Genomic DNA, 16433 nt, shown 5'->3' on the forward strand with positions numbered 1-16433 from the left:
ATCACCCGGCGAGGGGGTCAGTCCGCCCGTCGTGCCGAGGCGACGAGTTCCGCGGTCACCGGTCGCAGCGCCTCCTCGGTGAGGAACCCCTCGGCCACCGGCACGCCACCCGCGTCGCGGATCGCCCTCCTCAGGTACTTCGCCCAGACGTGTTCGAGCAGGATGAACCCCGCCGAGCTCTCGGGGTCCAGGGCCTCGGCCGTCTGCCTGATCTCGTCGGGCGTGAGTCCGAAGGCGTTGCCCTCGGCAAGCGACGGGTAGGTGGCCACGGCGGACTGGATGCGTTCGCTGGGAAGCCCGAGCAGCGCGGCCACGGTGTCGCCCATGCCCTCGGCCTGGTAGCCCAGGGCGAACAGAGCACCGCCGGGCCCCTTCCCCACGAAGAGCATGTCCAGGACGCAGATCTGCCCGTTCGCCTCCAGAATGTCCAGCTCCTCGACGATACGGCCCTCGAACTTCGCGTCGGGGCCGAACTCGACGGTCAACAGCTGGACCGGTCCGATGCTGTTCACGACCACTCCCTTCGGCGGAACCATCCCTCCACATCCAGCAGCAGTGCGCCCGCCCTCGCGTCACCCGCGACAGGTGAGGAAACCGCCGTGGATGACCCGCGACCGTGGACACGGAGGTGCGGCGCCGATGGCCCACGAGGGGACGACGGCACAGGCCGTCGCTCGTGGTGGCGGTGCCACTGGCGTCGTACGAGGCCACAGTCACCCACATGGCAGACCGGACCGCCTCGCCCGCGGAGGGTGAAGCCGCGACAGGACCGCCGGCGGAGACGGGCGCCGGAGCAGCCCCCGGCACGGAGGGAAGCGCGTGAGGAGGCAGCCGGGCCCCTGGGGGCTGCAGGGACCGCACGACCCCGCCCGCTCGCCTCCCTGGCCGCTGGGGCGAGGAGCTACCACGCGGCCCGCGACCTGCCGGGTGTCGGCTCGCCCGTGTTCGGGTCCTTATCGGTCAGCTCCTCGGGCGACGGCGGGGCCGGTGCCCACTCGGCGCCCGTCTGCTCCCGGAACGCGGCGACGGCGGCCTCGACGGTGGGATAGAAGCGGTCCGCGTCGATGGTGCGGGTCAGCCCGTAGCGCTCGATCTTGCGCCGCACCGGATCCTTCAGCTCGGCGAAGACCAGGCTGATGCCGCGTTCGTCGAGCGCCTCGTCGAGATCCTCCAGCACGTCGGAAGCGGTGGTGTCCACGTCGGTCACGGGCTCGGCGGCGAGCAGCACCCATCGGGGCGGCGGCGTGCAGCGGGTCAGCCGGACGACACCGTTGCGGAAGGCCTTGGCGTTGGCGAAGAACAAGGGGCCGTCGAAGCGGTGCATCACCAGGCCGGGCAGGTGTTGGGCGCCCGGGTGGGAACGCATGTCGTGGTAGCCCTCCAGACCCGAGACCCGCCCCAGGACCGTGCTGTAGGGCCACCAGGCCCGCCGGAAGACATTGAGGATGGACAGGCCCACCGCGACCGCTATCCCGGGCAGCACACCGAGGAGCGCCACCCCGAGGAAGGCCGCCGTCGACAGCAGGAACTCCGCCTTGCGCTGCCGCCACAGCCGGGCCGCGCCCGGGAGGTCGGCCAGCGACAGGGACGCCGTGATGACGACCGCCGCGAGCGCGGGCTGCGGCAGATTGCGGAACAGACCGGGGACCAGCACGAGCATGAGGACGATCAGCCCCGCCCCGACCACACCGGTCAACTGCGTTCTGGCACCCGCACGTTCGGCCACGGCCGTACGTGATCCGCTGGTACTGACCGGGAAGCCCTGGAAGAGACCGGCCGCCGCGTTCGCCGTACCGATCGCGATCATCTCCTGGTTGCCGCGGACCTCCTGCCCGGTGCGGGCCGCGAACGCCGTCGCGTTGGAGATGCCGTCGGCCAGGGACACCAGGGCAATGCCCAGGGCGCCGACGCACAGGGGCCCCAGGTCGTCCAGGCCGACGTGGGGGATCGTGAGCGGCGGCAGCCCCTCGGGCAGGGTGCCGACCAGGTCGACCCCGCGCTCGCCCAGACCGAAGAACACCGTCGCCCCGATGGCCGCCACGACCATGACGAGCACCGCCGGCACCTTCGGGAGCACGCGTTGCAGCAGCAGGATCAGCACGATGCCGGTGCCACCGACCGCCAGCGCGGCGGGCACGGTGTCGCCGTCGGCCACGCCTCGCACGAACACGTCCAGCTCGTGCACCAGCCCGTCGGCGTCCGTGCTGAAGCCGAACAGCTTCGGCAACTGGCCGATCAGGATGGTCAGGGCCAGCCCGTTCATGTAACCGATCATGGTCGGCTTGGAGATCAGGTCGGCGATGAAGCCGAGCTTGGCGACACCGGCCAGGAGCGTGATCGCACCGACCATGAGGGAGAGCACCGAGGCGAGCGCGACCGCCCGCCCCGGGTCCCCGCCGGCGGCGATCAGGGGCAGGACCGTCGCGGCGATCATCGGCCCGAGCGAGGAGTCGGGACCGAGCACCAGGAACCGCGACGGGCCGAACACCGCGTAGGCCAGCAGGCACAGCACGGAGGTGTACAGACCGGTGATCGGCGGCAGCCCCGCCAGCTCCGCGTACGCCATTCCCTGCGGCACCAGCAGTGTGGTGAGCACGACCCCGGCGACGGCGTCCTTGAGGAGCCACTCCCGCCGGTAGGCCGAGAACGTCCGCAGCCCTGGCACGAAGTCGCGCACGCTCACCACCTCCCCCCGGGTCGTGGACCACCGGACCGCAGCCGGACCGCTAGTCGTGGAGGTCGTCCGGCCTCACCACGCACAGCGCCCAGATGATGAACCCGCTGATGGTGATCAGCGTGAGCGACCAGAACGGGTAGTACGGCAGGGACAGGAAGTTGGCGATGATCACCAGCCCGCCGATGCCCACCCCGCACACCCTGGCCCAGGTGGCACCCGAGAACAGGCCCAGGCTCACCGCCACCGCGATCACCCCGAGGGCGAGGTGGATCCAGCCCCAGCTCGTCAGGTCGAACTTGAAGACGTAGTTGCGGGTGTTCAGGAAGACCTCGTCCTCGGCGATCGCCATGATCCCCCGGAAGATGCCGAGGACGCCGGTCAGGAACAGCATCACGGCGGCGAAGACCGTCAAGCCGCCGGCGGCGGAAACGGTGGTTGCCGAACGGTGGTGCGAAGCGGTCGTAGTGGCCATGGAAGATACCTCCGTCTTCGGTTCCGGCACTGGTTGCAGCGCTACGCCCACGAGTGTCGCTCCAGGTGGGCCGCCCCTGTCCTCACCCCCGGGGGGTGACGACCGGTGGGTCGCCGACTGGCGACGATGAGGCGAACCCAGCAGCCGGAGGCAAGACATGCCGGTACAGCACACCCCCACCGGAGGCGGTACGGCGGGCCGGTCACCGGCCACCGCGCGCGCCGTGCTGGCGCCGCTCGCGCTCGCCCAGTTCGTGTGCAGCTTCGCCGGCTCCAACATGAACGTGATGATCAACGACATCAGCGAGGACCTCGACACCACCGTGCAGGGCGTACAACTCGCGATCACGCTCTTCCTGCTGGTCATGGCGGCCCTGATGATCCCCGGCGGCAAGCTGACCGACCGCCTCGGCCGCAAGCGGTGCCTCCTGATCGGTCTCGCCGTCTACGGCGTCGGAGCCCTCCTCAGCGCGGCCGCGCCCAACCTCGGTGTCCTCATCCTCGGCAACTCCCTGCTGGAGGGCGTCGGTACGGCCCTGCTCATCCCGCCCGTCTACATCCTGACCACACTCCTGTTCACGGACGTGGTGGCCCGGGCCCGCGCGTTCGGAACGGTCATGGCATTCGCCGGCATAGGAGCCGCCGCCGGACCGCTGATCGGCGGGCTCATCACCTCGGCACTCAGCTGGCGGGCCGCCTTCGTCTTCCAGGCCCTGGTCATCGTGGTGATCATCCTGCTGAGCCGGCGGATCACGGATCCGCTGCCGCCCGATCCGACGCGGGACTTCGACACCGGTGGTGCCGTCCTGTCGGCCGTCGGGCTCGTCCTCGTCGTCATGGGCATCCTGGCCACCGACGACAACGGCTGGCTGGCAGCCGGTCTGCTCGTCCTCGGCGCGCTCGTGCTCACCTGGTTCTACCGGTGGATACGCGCCAGGGAACGCTCCGGCGCGGAGCCGCTGCTGTCGACGAGCCTGTTCCGCGACCGCACCTCCAATCTCGGCCTCATCACCCAGAACGCCCAGTGGCTGATGCTCATGGGGGTGTCGTTCGTCGCGGCGGCCTACCTCCAGGTCGTCCGCGGGTACGACGCGATCCGGACCGGCGTGGTCTTCACGGCGGCCACGGCCGGCCTCCTCGCGGCGTCGCTCGGCGCCGAGCGCCTCGCGAAAAAGTGGTCGCAGCGGACGCTCATCATGACGGGCTTCGCCGGCACGATCTGCGGGATCGGGCTGCTCATCGTCCTGGTGAACGCCTGGACGAGCGCCTGGGCGTTCGTGCCCGGGCTGCTGCTGATCGGGCTGGGACTGGGCGTCATGCTGACCCCGTCGGTGAACGTGGTGCAGTCCAGCTTCGGAGAACAGCAGCAGGGCGAGATCTCGGGCCTGTCGCGCAGCGTGTCCAACCTGGGATCGTCCTTCGGCACCGCGATCGCCGGCACCATCCTCGTCGCCGACCCCGCCTTCGGGGCGTACGCGGCGGCGCTGATCGTGCTGGTCGTGATCGGGTGCGGGGGGCTGGTCGCGGCGGCGAAGCTGCCGCGGACCGGGCCCCCTCGGTGACCGTACGCCCCGCTTTCGCGAGGCCCGGCTACCGTTGCGCCCGGTCGAGTTCCTCATCGAGCGCCAGGGATCACCCCTTCGTCGGGGGCGCCGGGATCAGGCTGCGGTGGGCGGGAAGTGACCGCACCACCCCGCGCGGGTGAGGCGGCGGGCGCGCGCTCAGCGCCAGTCGTGGCGGACGGCGCTGGAGACGAGGAGATCCTGCACCGACGAACGGGTTGCGCTGACCGGGACCCACAGCAGTCCCAGTGGGAACACCAGGCACAGCAGCGCTCGCGACAAGGCGCGCGGGACGCCGAGTTCCCGTCCCGTACGGGCGGTCACGCGCAGGCCCATCAACCGGTCTCCGACCGTACGCCCGGACGACACCCAACTGCCGGTGAGATACAGGACGGCGATCAGCGTGCCGCCCGTCGCGGTGAGCCAGTCCGGCGGGTCTGGGTACCGGAACGGCGGTCCGGTGACCAGCAGCCTGGCGGCCCCGACGCACAGCTGGGCGACGAGTCCCAGTCCGGCCACCACGACCGCGTCGACACCGGCCGCGACCGCACGGGAGACCAGTCCGGCCGGGTACCCCAGGAGCCCCCGTGGCCGCGCCCGCCCGGCAGACGTCACGGCGGCGTCGGCATCTCGGTCGGCACCTCGGGCAGCCCCGTCCTGCGCAGCAGCCGGTCCGTCACCCGGTTCACCAGCCGGTCGGCCCGAAGACCGCGGACACGGACGGCGTCGATCGTCTCCTGGGCCATTCCGCCGCCGGTGTCCTTGACGATCCGTCCCAGATCGATCTGCGTCAGCACCCCCAAGGTCAACGGGACCAGATCGACGCGGGCGATCACGGCGTCGACGTCGATACGCCCGGCGACCGCGTCGACGTCCAGCCGCCGGGCGACCCGGTCCACGTCGATCCGGTCGGCGATCCGGTTCACGTCCATCCGCCCGGCGATGCCGTCGAGGTCGATCCGGGCCGCGATCCGGTCGACGTCCATCCGGCCGGCGATGTCGTCCACGTCGATCCGGGCCGCGATCCGATTCACGTCCACCCGGTCCGCTACCCGCGCGATGTCCACTCGGTCGGCCACCTTGTTCACGTCCACCCGGGAGACCACGTCGTCCAGGTCGATCCGGTCCACGACGGCGGTCACCAGCCTCCGCGTCAGGACATCCGTACCCCCGGCGAGGACACCCAGCACGCGAAGCGGCAGCCGCGCCACCGCCCTGGCAAGCCCCAGGCCGTTGTTTCCGGTCACCCCGCCATCGCACCAGCACGGCGCCGCGAGGACATCATCCGCCACGGGTGAGGGGACGAGCCGATCCCGTCCCGGGAGGCCCTGTGAAGAAAGCATATGTACGGTAATGCTGAGAGCTGCTGAGGCGGAGCGCCACCCAAGAACACTGGGAGTGAGCGCCATGAGTACGAGGGACGACAAGGCCCGGGAAGCGACCGCTCCCTGTCTCGATCCCCTGGGAGACCCCTATCTGCGCATGCGGTTCGCCGTGCCGGCCAGACCCCCCACCTTCCTGCGGCGCGAGCGCCTGGTCAGGCACCTCGACCAGGCCCTCCACACCCCCTTGACGATGGTCAACGGCGCGGCCGGCGCGGGCAAGACCCTGCTGGTCGCCGACTGGGCAGAGAGCCTGGACCGGCCCGTCGCCTGGCTCGACGCGAACGCGGGCGGGCAGGGCCCCGGGATGTTCTGGGCGTACCTGCTCGAAGCCCTGCGTGCCTCGGGCCTGCCGGTGGCCGGCGAGGTCGGCTCCCCGGTGGAAGCGAACCGGATCGAGGACCAGCTGCTGGCCCGACTGGCCGCCGATCTCAGCCGTCGTCCCCTTCCCGCGATCGTCGTGCTCGACGAGTACGACCGGGTGACCGCCCCGCAGACCCAGGAACAGCTCCAGTTCGTTCTGCACCACGCGGGTTCCGGACTCCGCCTGGTCCTCGTCACCCGCACCGAACCACTGCTGCCACTGCACCGCTACCGGATGGCCGGCGAGATCACCGAGATCCGTGACGGCGAACTGGCCTTCACCCCCGAGGAAGCCGCCGAGCTGCTCGATCTCCACGACCTGAGCCTGCCCCCGCCTGCCGTGCGTGCTGTCGTGGACCGCACCCGTGGCTGGGCCGCCGGACTGAGGCTCTGCGCCCTGGCCGCCCAGGAGAGCGGGGATCCGGAGGCCTATCTGCAGGACTTCGAGGCGGACCGGAGCACGGTCGCCGACTTCCTGCTGGCCGAGGTGCTCGGCCGGCAGCCGGCCGAGACCCAGGACCTCCTGATGCGCGTCAGCGTCCTGGACCGGTTCCGCCCCGACCTGGCGAACGCCCTGACCGGCCGCACCGACGCCGCACCCCTTCTGGACGGGCTGCGGCGCGAGAACGCGTTCGTCGAGGATCTCGGGCACGGATGGCACCGTCTTCATCCGCTGCTGGGCGAAATCCTGCGGGCCCGTCTGCGGTTGCGCTCTCCCGACCTGGAGCCGGAGCTGCACCGGCGGGCCGCACGCTGGCTGCGCAGTTCCGGATCACTCACCGAGACCCTGGTGCACGGAGCCGCCGCGGGCGACTGGGATTTCACCACGCGCGCCTTCGTGGAGGATCTCGCGATCGGCCGGCTCTTCACCGGACGGGGCGCCGACGACATCACCGAACTGTTCTCCCGGATGGGTCCCGAGTCGTCGAGCCCCACGACGGACCTGGTCCGCGCGGCCCGGGACCTGTCCCGGTCCGACATCGACCACGGCCTGGCCCACCTGCACCATGCCGAGGCGGGGCTGGCCGCGGAAGAGTCCGAGCCCGCGACGGGCCGACTCAGCTGTGCCCTGCTGGAAACCCTGGCGGCCCGGCTGACCGGTTCGCCGTGCGAGGCGGAGAAGGCGGCGGAGGCCGCGGAGGAACTGCGGCAGGAGGTGCCCGCCCACCTTCTGGACAAGCATCCCGAACTCACCGCTCTCCTGCTCACTCACCTGGGCTCCACACGGCTGTGGGCCGGACGGTTCGAGGAGGCGCGCGCCGCGCTGCGTGCCGTGGCCGGCTCCGCCGGCGGAGCCTTGACGGCGCCGCTGCGGGAGGAGTCCCTGGGGCATCTGGCGCTGATCGACTACTTGAACGGCTGGCTCGGCCGGGCGGAGCGGAAGGCCCTGGCGGCGATGACCGAGACGGCGCGGTACGGCCTGGCCACACCGTCCGGTTCCGGTATCGAGCAGTTGGTCCTGGCCGCCGTGGCCGCCGACCGCAACGAACTGACCGAGTCGCAGGCATATCTGGACCAGGCGGCACACTCGGGCGGGGCGCTGCGGGATCCGGTGACGATGGCCGGCCGGTCGGTGGCCACCGCGCGTCTGCTGCTCGCCAAGGGCGAACCGGCCGCGGCCGCCGCGGCGTTGGACCACCTCGTGCCCGCCGTCGAGGTCTCGCCCTGGGCACGCGGGCAGTCGGCCCTCGCCACCGCAGCCGTGCATCTGGCCGAGGGACGGCCGGACACGGCCGCGAAGGTGCTGCTGGACGCCCCCGAGGACCAGCAGGTCTGTGCCGTGCAAGCCGCTCGGGCTCAGCTCGCCACGGGGAATGCCCGTGCGGCCATCGACACGCTCGACGGGCTGCGCGCCAAAGGCCCCAGCGGCCCCGCGGTGACCGTCGGAGCCCTGTTGGTGCGGGCGCAGGCGGCGGAGGACGGCGGAGACCGCGTCACCGCCCGCGGGCTCGTCGTCCAGGCACTCACCGCAGCCCGGCACGAGCGGCTGCGGCGGCCCTTCCTCGAGGCCGGCCCCTGGATGCGTCACCTGCTGACCGCGGAGCCCTGCCAGGGCCTGGCGGCAGGCTGGCTGACAGCCGGGCCACCACCGCGTCCGGGCAGCCATCCTCAGTTCCTGGACCCGTCCCCGCCCTTGGTGGTGGAGGAGCTGAGCGGGCGGGAGAGCGACGTGCTGCAGCGTCTGGCCCTGATGATGTCGACCGAGGAGATCGCCGCCGAGCTGTTCGTCTCCGTGAACACGGTGAAGACCCATCTCAAGAGCGTCTACCGAAAGCTGGCGGTGAACCGGCGCAACGACGCGGTGCGCCGGGCGCGAGAGCTCGGGCTGCTGTGAACCGCGCGCCGTCCGGCTCGCCCGCGGGGGGTGAGGCGGACGGCGCTTCCCATCGGCTGCGATGGGCCGGTCGGCACGGAGCGGACACCGCGCGAAGGGTGGTGAGCATGCCCAGGAGCGAGATCGATACGGGGCGACCCGAGGGCGGCGTCCGGGATCCTCGGCACGCCGACTACACCGGCGGTGTCTACGGGTCCATGCTGGCCGCCTCCGTGGTGATCGGCGCGGGCACACTCGGCGAGTTTCCACGCCTGGAACTGGTGTTGCTGCTTCTGCTCACCGGGCTGGTGTTCTGGATCGCCCATGTGCACGCCCAGCTGTTCGGGGCACGGCTGGCCCGGCAAGCCCTCGACCGCCGGGTCGTGATGCAGGTGTGCCGGGACGAATGGCCGATCGTCAAGGCCGCCGTGCCGCCCGCCGTCGCCGTGGCCGTGAGCCCGTTGCTCGGCATCGGCGTACAAGGCGGTCTCTGGCTCGCGCTCGTCGTCGCCGTCGCGGGACAGGTCGGCTGGTCGACCCTCGCGGCACATCGCGCGGGCGCCGGCCGGCGTCTGATGGCGGTCACCGCCTTCGTCAATCTGCTGCTGGGTCTGCTGATCGTCCTGTTCAAGATCCTTCTGACGCACTGACCCGGCGCGCCGACCCCGGACGGTTCACCGACGGTGGCGTCAGAGCCGTAGGGCGGGGATCCTGCCGGACCGGGCGGCGGCTCGGCGTGGGACTGGGCGAACTCCGTGAGCGCACGGTCGAAGCGGTCGCCGCCGCCCGGGTAGGCGGAGCCGGGTAGGCGGAGCCAGGGAGGCCCCGCACAACCGCCCGAAGAACGAGAGCAGGCGGGGGTGCATGCTCTCGGGCTGTGCGATCCCCTTCCAGTCCCGCAGTTGACGTACGTAGGAGTCCCGGCGCCTGCCGTCGAGACCCACGACGTGCGTCCAGCCCAGGAAGATGTCACTGGTCGTCTGGATCAGATGCTGTCCCGCGACGACAGGCCTCGAAGGCCCCGTGGAGCGAGCGTGGCGTGTGCGTAGGGGCGTGGCGGTCGTGGGCCCCTTTCTCGGTGGCCGACAGGCAGGCCGTGAACTCGCTGAATACGGTCATGGTCCGACCTCCGGGTCCGTCCGTGACGTCCGGCCCCACTTCATCCCCGTCGCCGTGCGTATGGATCACCCGTCATGGGTGACGCGGCGGCCTGCGGCCACGGGGGACGGTGACGCGGTGAAGCGATCACGCGAGGAAGCGTGATCACGCGAGGAGGCGTCATGACCGCACCGCATGACCCCGCACGGCCGTTCGGGCCGGAGCGGATGTCCGACGGGCCGGCCCCCGCCACCGGTCAGGCCCCGGGGGAGCTGCTCGCCGGAGTCGGCGGTTCATGGACCTGGATCCTGGGGGCGGCGCTCACCACCCTGGTGCCGGGCATCCTGGTGCTGGTGTGGCCGGACGAGACCCTGCACGTCCTGGCGGTCCTGGTCGGTCTCTACCTGCTGACGGTCGCGGCGTTCCGTTTCGTCACGGCCTTCGTTGCGGGGGGACCCGGTGAACGGGTCGCGCGGCTCATCCTCGCCGTGCTGTACCTGCTGGCCGGAGTGCTGTGCCTGCGAAATCCGCTCCAGACGATCACGGCGCTGTCCCTGATCGTCGGCGTCGTCTGGCTGCTCTCCGGCGTGCTGACGGCCTACACCGCGCTGGTCGCCGAGGATATGCCGCACCGCGGCCTGGTCCTCGGGGCCGCGGCGCTCGCCGTCGTCGCCGGGATCGTGGTGCTGGCCCTGCCCGCCGAATCGGCTCGTGCGCTGACCCGGCTGCTGGGACTGTGGCTCGTCCTGCTGGGCGTCGTCGAGCTCCTTCTCGCTCTCGCACTGCGAGCCGCCGCCCACAGGTCACCCGGCGTGAAGACGGTCGGTCCCGCGCCGTGAACCACTCGGCGAGCGCGCTCACCCGCCTCGGGTGAGGCAGGGCCGTTCTCGCCATGCGCACGCTGTGACAGGAGACAACTCCTACCGGGCGGTCGCCCGGTAGAGAAGGGGAGAGACATGAGCGCCCAGACGTACCTCGCGTACGATTACCCGCTCCTGAGCGTCTTCTGGAGCATGCTGCTGTTCTTCCTGTGGATCATGTGGTTCGTCCTGCTCTTCCGCATCGTGGTCGACATCTTCCGGGACGATGCCATGAGCGGCTGGGCGAAGGCCGGCTGGCTCGTGTTCGTGATCATCCTGCCGTTCCTGGGCGTCTTCGTGTACGTGATCGCACGCGGCAAGCACATGGGCAGCCGGGAGGTCGCGCAGGCGCGGGCTCAGCAGGAGTCCTTCGACAGCTACATCCGGCAGACGGCGGGCAGTGCCGACAGCCGGTCCAGCAGCGTCGACGAACTCGCCCGGCTGTCCGAGATCCGTTCTCGTGGTGACATCACCGAGGACGAGTTCCGCAGGGCGAAGGAACTGGTACTGAGCGGCGGGCGCACACCGAACGTCCCGGCGTAGGCCAGCAGTGAGCGGTGTCCACGGCCGAGAAGGCGGCCGTGGACACACTGCGGTCCGGGGGAGCGGCACGTAGGCAACCGCGTCTCCGTCGATGACCCATCGCCGGCCCGGACCGCCGAGTCCTGCGGTCGTGACGGCACAGCCCCAGCACGCCGCGGACTGTCGTCGTCGACGGGACGGGTGGGTTGCAACAGCACATCGGCGTCGATGAGGTGACGCTCACGCGGGGGTGGAGCAGACCGAGGGCCTCGCGCAGCCGTCGCGAGCACGGCGACCTGGGTCTGTGCGAGCCGCGGCGGGACGCGCAGGCCGTCGTCGTCTCCGTGCATCATCACCTCTGCGTCGAGCCTGGTGGGCTCGGGGGAGTGGGGCAGACGGCCGGGACGCTGTCCGGGGAGGCCCGAGGTCGACGACCTCGCTGACGCCGGTCCGCAGCGAAACGCGACTCCGCCCGCGCGGGGCCGCAGCCGAAGAGACCGCGCGCCCCGCCCTCGCCCCTGCCTCGTGGAGCAGCCCCGCCGATCCGAGCGTCGAACGAACCTCCCGCCACACCGCAGCTGGACGCGTCGACGGCGGGCGTGTCGTAGGCGAGTCCGAATCCGGCGATCCCCACGACCCTCTCCTTCATGTCGACCGAGCTCGTGAACGCCCCCAACGGTGCGTCAGCGGCGGGAAGTTCGGCATCGGTGCGCTCCGCGAACAGTGCCTCCCCGGGAGTCCTGGCATGCGGGGCACCCGCCGGCGCACGCGGCTGTTCCTGCGGAGATGCCTGCTCCTCCCGGTCGGTCGAGCCTGTGAATGCCTCCAACGGCTCGTCCGGGCCGGGGAGTTCGGCATCGGTGCGTGCCTCCCCGGGCGCCCCGGCGTGCGAGGGCAGTCGCCAACCCACGTTCTGCCCGTGTCAGATGGCCGCTCCTGTCGGTCGGCCGAGTGCGGGTACGTCCCCAACGGCTCTCCGCCGACGGGAAGCGACATCGTTGCGCTCCGCGAGCAGTGCCTCCCCGGATGCCCAGGGATGCGCGAGCACCTGCCGGCCCACGCGGCTGACCGTGCGCGCAGATGCCCGCTCCTCCCGGTCAACCGAGCCTGCGAATGCCTCCAACGGCTCGTCCGGGCCGGGGAGTTCGGCATCGGCGCACTCCGCGAGCAATGCCGCCCCCCCCGGGCGCCCCGGCATGCGAGGGTACCCGCCAACCCACGTTCTGACCGTGCCAGATGTCCGCTCCTCCCGGTCGACCGAGCCCGTGAACGCCCCCAACGGCTCGCCAACACCGGCTGACTCAGCCGCGCTCCACAACGGTCGGCAAAAGACGCACGCGCGCTCCGCGGAACCCCCCGGCGCCCCCCTGAGTTCGCTCCGCCCCGCGAGCAGATCGAGCACCGCGGCGACACGGGCCGCCGACCTCACCGCGGGGACGCCGACGCGCTCCGGCGTTGGTCGATCGCAAGGTGACCTGTGCCCACCCATTGACCTTCGATGATCCCTACATCTAGCCTCCGTCCTCATATGTAGACGATGTCTTTGTATGAGGACCGAGTTCAGTGGGGTGACTCACCGGGGCGCTCCGCCGAACTCTCCTCACCGCTCTGCCGGTTCAAGGGAGAACTGACACATGCCGCTCGTCGTGGTCGGGATCAGCGTCCTCGTCCTGCTCTTTCTGATGACGAAGCTGAGACTGAACGGCTTCGCCGCCCTCCTCCTGGTCGCCGTAGGTGTCGCCCTGGTCCAGGGGATAGCGCTGGAGGAGATACCGGACGTCCTGTCGGATGGCATCGGGGGCCAGATCGGCGACACGATGCTCACCATCGGGCTCGGCGCCATGGTCGGCCGGGTGATGGGGGACTCCGGCGCCGCCCAACGGATCGCCGGCCGACTGCTCGACGTGTGCGGCCCGCGCTGGGTGCAGGTCGCCATGGTGCTGTCCGCGATGCTCATCGGCGTGACCATGTTCTACGAGGTCGCCTTCGTCATCATCGTGCCGGTCGCCTTCACCCTCGTCCGGGTCACCCGGGTCAACCTGCTCTGGGTCGGGCTGCCGATGTCGATCGCCCTGTCCACCATGCACAGCTTCCTGCCGCCACACCCGGGCCCCACAGCCGTGGCGGCCACCTTCCACGCCTCCGTCGGACTGACCCTGTTCTACGGCCTGTTCATCGCGGTCCCGGTCGGCGCGTTCATCGCGCTGCTGTGGCCGCGCCTGCCGTTCGTCCGGCGGATGAACCCCGAGATCCCCAAGGGCCTGGTCAGCGAAAGGGTCTTCGAGGACGAGGAGATGCCCGGCATGGGCTGGTCGCTGGCGGTGGCCCTGCTGCCCGTCGTACTGATCGCCGGTGCCGCGGTGACCGACCTGGCCACCTCGGGGGACAGCGCCGGACTGCACTTCGTCGCCTTCATCGGCTCCGCGCCCATCGCCCTGCTGCTCACGCTGCTCGTCGCCGTCTGGGTCTTCGGACCGCGCATGGGGCGCAGCCTCGCGGAGGTCAGCACGTCGTGCCGGGAGGCGGCCCAGGCCATGGCGATGATCCTGCTGGTCATCGGAGCGGGCGGTGCCTTCAAGAACGTCCTGGTCGAGGGCGGGATCTCCGACTACATCAAGGACGCGACCGACGGCTGGTCCATCTCCCCGATCATCCTGGCCTGGCTGATCGCCGCCATCCTGCGCGTGGCCCTCGGCTCCGCGACCGTCGCCGTCGTCACCGCCTCCGGCGTCGCACTGCCGCTGCTCGCGGGCGGCGGGGTCCACGCCGAGGTCATGGTGCTCGCCGTCTCCTGCGGCTCGATCGCCTTCTCGCACGTCAACGACCCGGGATTTTGGATGTTCAAGGAGTACTTCAACCTGTCCGTCATCGACGCGATCAAGGCGCGCACCACGTACACGACGGTCCTCGCACTCCTGGGCCTCGGCGGTGTACTGGTCCTGGAACAGGTGCTGGACGCCCTGAACGTCTGACCTCTCCCTCATCACCCGTCAGAAGGACACTGCCCCGCCATGAGCCAACCCGTCGTCACGAAGTTCTCCGTCCACCCCGTCGCCGGCCGGGACTCCATGCTCCTGAACCTCTCCGGCGCCCATGCCCCCTACTTCACCCGGAACGTCGTCGTTCTCGAGGACTCCGAGGGCCGCACCGGCCTCGGCGAGGTGCCGGGCGGCGACGCCATCACCCGGACTCTCCGCGACGCCGAGCCCCTGGTCGTCGGTGCTCGCGTCGGCGACTACAAGCGCGTCCTGCGCACCATCCACGACACCTTCGCCGACCGCGACTCGGGCGGCCGCGGCGCCCAGACCTTCGACCTCCGTACGACCGTACACGCGGTCACCGCCGTCGAGTCGGCGCTTGTGGACCTGCTCGGACAGCACCTCGACGTCCCGGTCGCTGCCCTGCTCGGTGACGGTCAACAACGCGACGCGGTAAGGGTGCTGGGCTATCTCTTCTACGTCGGCGACCCGGACCGCACCGACCTCGGCTACGTCCGTGAGCCCGACGCGGACGTCGAGTGGTACCGCGTCCGGCGCGAGGAGGCGCTGACCCCCGACGCGATCGTCCGCCAGGCGGAAGCGGCCTACGACCACTACGGCTTCCGCGACTTCAAGCTCAAGGGCGGTGTCCTGCCCGGCAGCGAGGAGGTGAAGGCCGTACGCGCCCTCAAGGAGCGGTTCCCCGACGCCCGGATCACCCTCGATCCGAACGGCGCGTGGTCCCTGCGGGAGGCGGTCGAGCTGTGCCGTCCGCTCGTCGGCACGCTCGCCTACGCCGAGGATCCCTGCGGTGCGGAAGGCGGTTACTCCGGCCGGGAGATCCTCGCCGAGTTCCGCCGGGCCACCGGGCTGCCCACCGCCACCAACATGATCGCCACGGACTGGCGGCAGCTGACCCACGCCCTGGCCCTGCAGTCCGTGTCCATCCCGCTCGCCGACCCGCACTTCTGGACCATGCAGGGCTCGGTCCGGGTCGCCCAGCTGTGCAACGCCATGGGGCTGACCTGGGGCTGCCACTCCAACAACCACTTCGACATCTCGCTCGCGATGATGTCGCACTGCGGTGCCGCCGCCCCGGGCGACTACAACGCCCTCGACACCCACTGGATCTGGCAGGAGGGCATGGAGCGACTCACCGTCGAACCACCGCGGATCAGCGGCGGCGAGGTCGCCGTCCCGGACACCCCCGGCCTCGGCGTCCGGCTGGACCGCGACCGGCTCCGGGCCGCCGAGGAGTTGTACGAGGAAGTGGCCTCGGCGGGTCGCGACGATGCCGCCGGGATGCAGTACCTGATCAAGGGCTGGACGTTCGACGCGAAGCGGCCGTGCTTGGTGCGCTGAGTTCCCTCTGGTCGAACTCGTTGACGTGAGCAAGTCAAATCATTAACATCCGTGCCACTTGGAAAGCGCTTTCCAACTGTTCATGCCTCGACTTTCCCCCCACGGGATCCCCCCCACGGGATCCCCCCCACGGGATCCACCCCCCACAAGAGGACCCCCACATGAACCCACGAAAGACCGCAGTGGCAGCAGCGCTCGCCGCCCTGCTCCTGGCCGGCCCCGGCATCGCCCAGGCCGCCCCGCCCGCCGCGACCGCACCCCACGAGCAGGTCGCGGCGGCCACCATCACCTGGACCTTGGAGCGGGCGAGCAACCCCACCGCGGACCAGCAGGCGGCGTACACCCTCATCACCTCGGCGATGAACGCCGCGGTGGCCCGCTACAACAACCTCAGCGACCTGGGGAAGTCCCTCACCGTCCGCTACGACACGAGCGTGCCCACCGCGGACGGCAACATCAACGGGACCATCCGCTTCGGCGGCAACCGCAGTTACATGACCGAGCGGACCGCGCTGCACGAGATCGCCCACACCATCGGCGTGGGCACGAGCGCGGGCTGGTCCTCCCTGGGCGGCAGCGGCACCTGGACCGGTGCCCAGGCGACCGCTCTGGTCCGGCAGTTCCACGGTTCCTCGGCCAAGTTGTCGACCGGCGGCGGGCACTTCTGGCCCTACGGCCTGAACTACGAGAACGAGTTCTCCGGTACGGCGGCCGACCGCCACGTGCGGATCGTCGCCGCGATGGTGCGTGACGGTCTGTGAGCTGAGCGGTTGGTGTCCGGGGGCGAAAAACGTCCCCGGACACCGTGCTGGTGCGCAGGACCGCTCCCCGCGGGGAAGGGCCC

Annotated in this window: 13 protein-coding genes and 1 pseudogene; 8 read left to right on the forward strand and 6 right to left on the reverse strand. The window is 70.8% G+C overall.

Going from position 1 to position 16433, the window contains the following annotated elements; translation table 11 throughout:
- Positions 1-17: 17 nt before the first annotated feature.
- From ACZ39I_RS18680 to ACZ39I_RS18690, 3 genes are all read right to left on the reverse strand, one after another.
- Positions 18-512, reverse strand: a complete 495-nt coding sequence (locus ACZ39I_RS18680) for a DUF1269 domain-containing protein (protein ID WP_467245449.1) — start codon at positions 510-512, stop codon at positions 18-20.
- A 389-nt stretch (positions 513-901) separates the two neighbouring features.
- Entirely contained in the window at positions 902-2677 is a 1776-nt protein-coding gene (locus tag ACZ39I_RS18685) for a SulP family inorganic anion transporter (RefSeq protein ID WP_467245450.1), read from the reverse strand.
- A gap of 49 nt (positions 2678-2726) precedes the next feature.
- Positions 2727-3149: a DUF7144 family membrane protein gene (locus ACZ39I_RS18690; RefSeq protein ID WP_403666126.1), complete on the reverse strand. Its 423-nt coding sequence runs from the start codon at positions 3147-3149 to the stop codon at positions 2727-2729.
- Positions 3150-3306: 157 nt separating this feature from the next.
- Here ACZ39I_RS18690 and ACZ39I_RS18695 point away from each other — a divergent pair, with 157 nt between their 5' ends.
- A complete protein-coding gene (locus ACZ39I_RS18695; protein ID WP_467245451.1) occupies positions 3307-4710 on the forward strand; it encodes an MFS transporter in 1404 nt (467 codons plus the stop codon).
- Positions 4711-4869: 159 nt separating this feature from the next.
- Here ACZ39I_RS18695 and ACZ39I_RS18700 read toward each other — a convergent pair whose 3' ends face one another.
- Both ACZ39I_RS18700 and ACZ39I_RS18705 read right to left on the reverse strand, forming a co-directional pair.
- Positions 4870-5325 (reverse strand): RDD family protein, encoded by a 456-nt coding sequence (locus ACZ39I_RS18700; RefSeq protein WP_467245452.1) that lies wholly within the window; start codon positions 5323-5325, stop codon positions 4870-4872.
- Positions 5322-5957, reverse strand: a complete 636-nt coding sequence (locus tag ACZ39I_RS18705; protein WP_467245453.1) for a hypothetical protein — start codon at positions 5955-5957, stop codon at positions 5322-5324. The genes ACZ39I_RS18700 and ACZ39I_RS18705 overlap by 4 nt, the downstream gene beginning before the upstream one ends.
- A 160-nt stretch (positions 5958-6117) precedes the next feature.
- Here ACZ39I_RS18705 and ACZ39I_RS18710 point away from each other — a divergent pair, with 160 nt between their 5' ends.
- On the forward strand, positions 6118-8790 hold the full coding sequence (locus ACZ39I_RS18710; RefSeq protein ID WP_467245454.1) for a helix-turn-helix transcriptional regulator: 2673 nt from the start codon (positions 6118-6120) through the stop codon (positions 8788-8790).
- A gap of 107 nt (positions 8791-8897) precedes the next feature.
- Complete coding sequence (locus tag ACZ39I_RS18715) at positions 8898-9419, forward strand: hypothetical protein (protein ID WP_467245455.1); 522 nt, start codon at positions 8898-8900, stop codon at positions 9417-9419.
- 80 nt (positions 9420-9499) lie between these two features.
- Here ACZ39I_RS18715 and ACZ39I_RS18720 read toward each other — a convergent pair.
- Positions 9500-9800, reverse strand: a pseudogene (locus tag ACZ39I_RS18720) (DUF2252 family protein); the annotation flags it as partial.
- 249 nt (positions 9801-10049) lie between these two features.
- Here ACZ39I_RS18720 and ACZ39I_RS18725 point away from each other — a divergent pair.
- The 5 genes from ACZ39I_RS18725 (at position 10050) to ACZ39I_RS18745 (ending at position 16350) form a co-directional block, all read left to right on the forward strand.
- Positions 10050-10706 (forward strand): HdeD family acid-resistance protein, encoded by a 657-nt coding sequence (locus tag ACZ39I_RS18725; RefSeq protein ID WP_467245456.1) that lies wholly within the window; start codon positions 10050-10052, stop codon positions 10704-10706.
- A 117-nt stretch (positions 10707-10823) separates the two neighbouring features.
- On the forward strand, positions 10824-11270 hold the full coding sequence (locus ACZ39I_RS18730; RefSeq protein ID WP_352386460.1) for a PLDc N-terminal domain-containing protein: 447 nt from the start codon (positions 10824-10826) through the stop codon (positions 11268-11270).
- 1613 nt (positions 11271-12883) lie between these two features.
- Positions 12884-14221, forward strand: coding sequence for a gluconate:H+ symporter (locus ACZ39I_RS18735; protein ID WP_467245457.1), 1338 nt, complete (start codon positions 12884-12886; stop codon positions 14219-14221).
- A gap of 39 nt (positions 14222-14260) precedes the next feature.
- Positions 14261-15589, forward strand: a complete 1329-nt coding sequence (locus ACZ39I_RS18740) for an enolase C-terminal domain-like protein (RefSeq protein WP_467245458.1) — start codon at positions 14261-14263, stop codon at positions 15587-15589.
- Positions 15590-15750: 161 nt separating this feature from the next.
- A complete protein-coding gene (locus ACZ39I_RS18745; protein WP_467245459.1) occupies positions 15751-16350 on the forward strand; it encodes a hypothetical protein in 600 nt (199 codons plus the stop codon).
- The last annotated feature ends 83 nt before the right edge of the window (positions 16351-16433 follow it).

This window comes from Streptomyces sp. NPDC024687 (assembly GCF_055559055.1).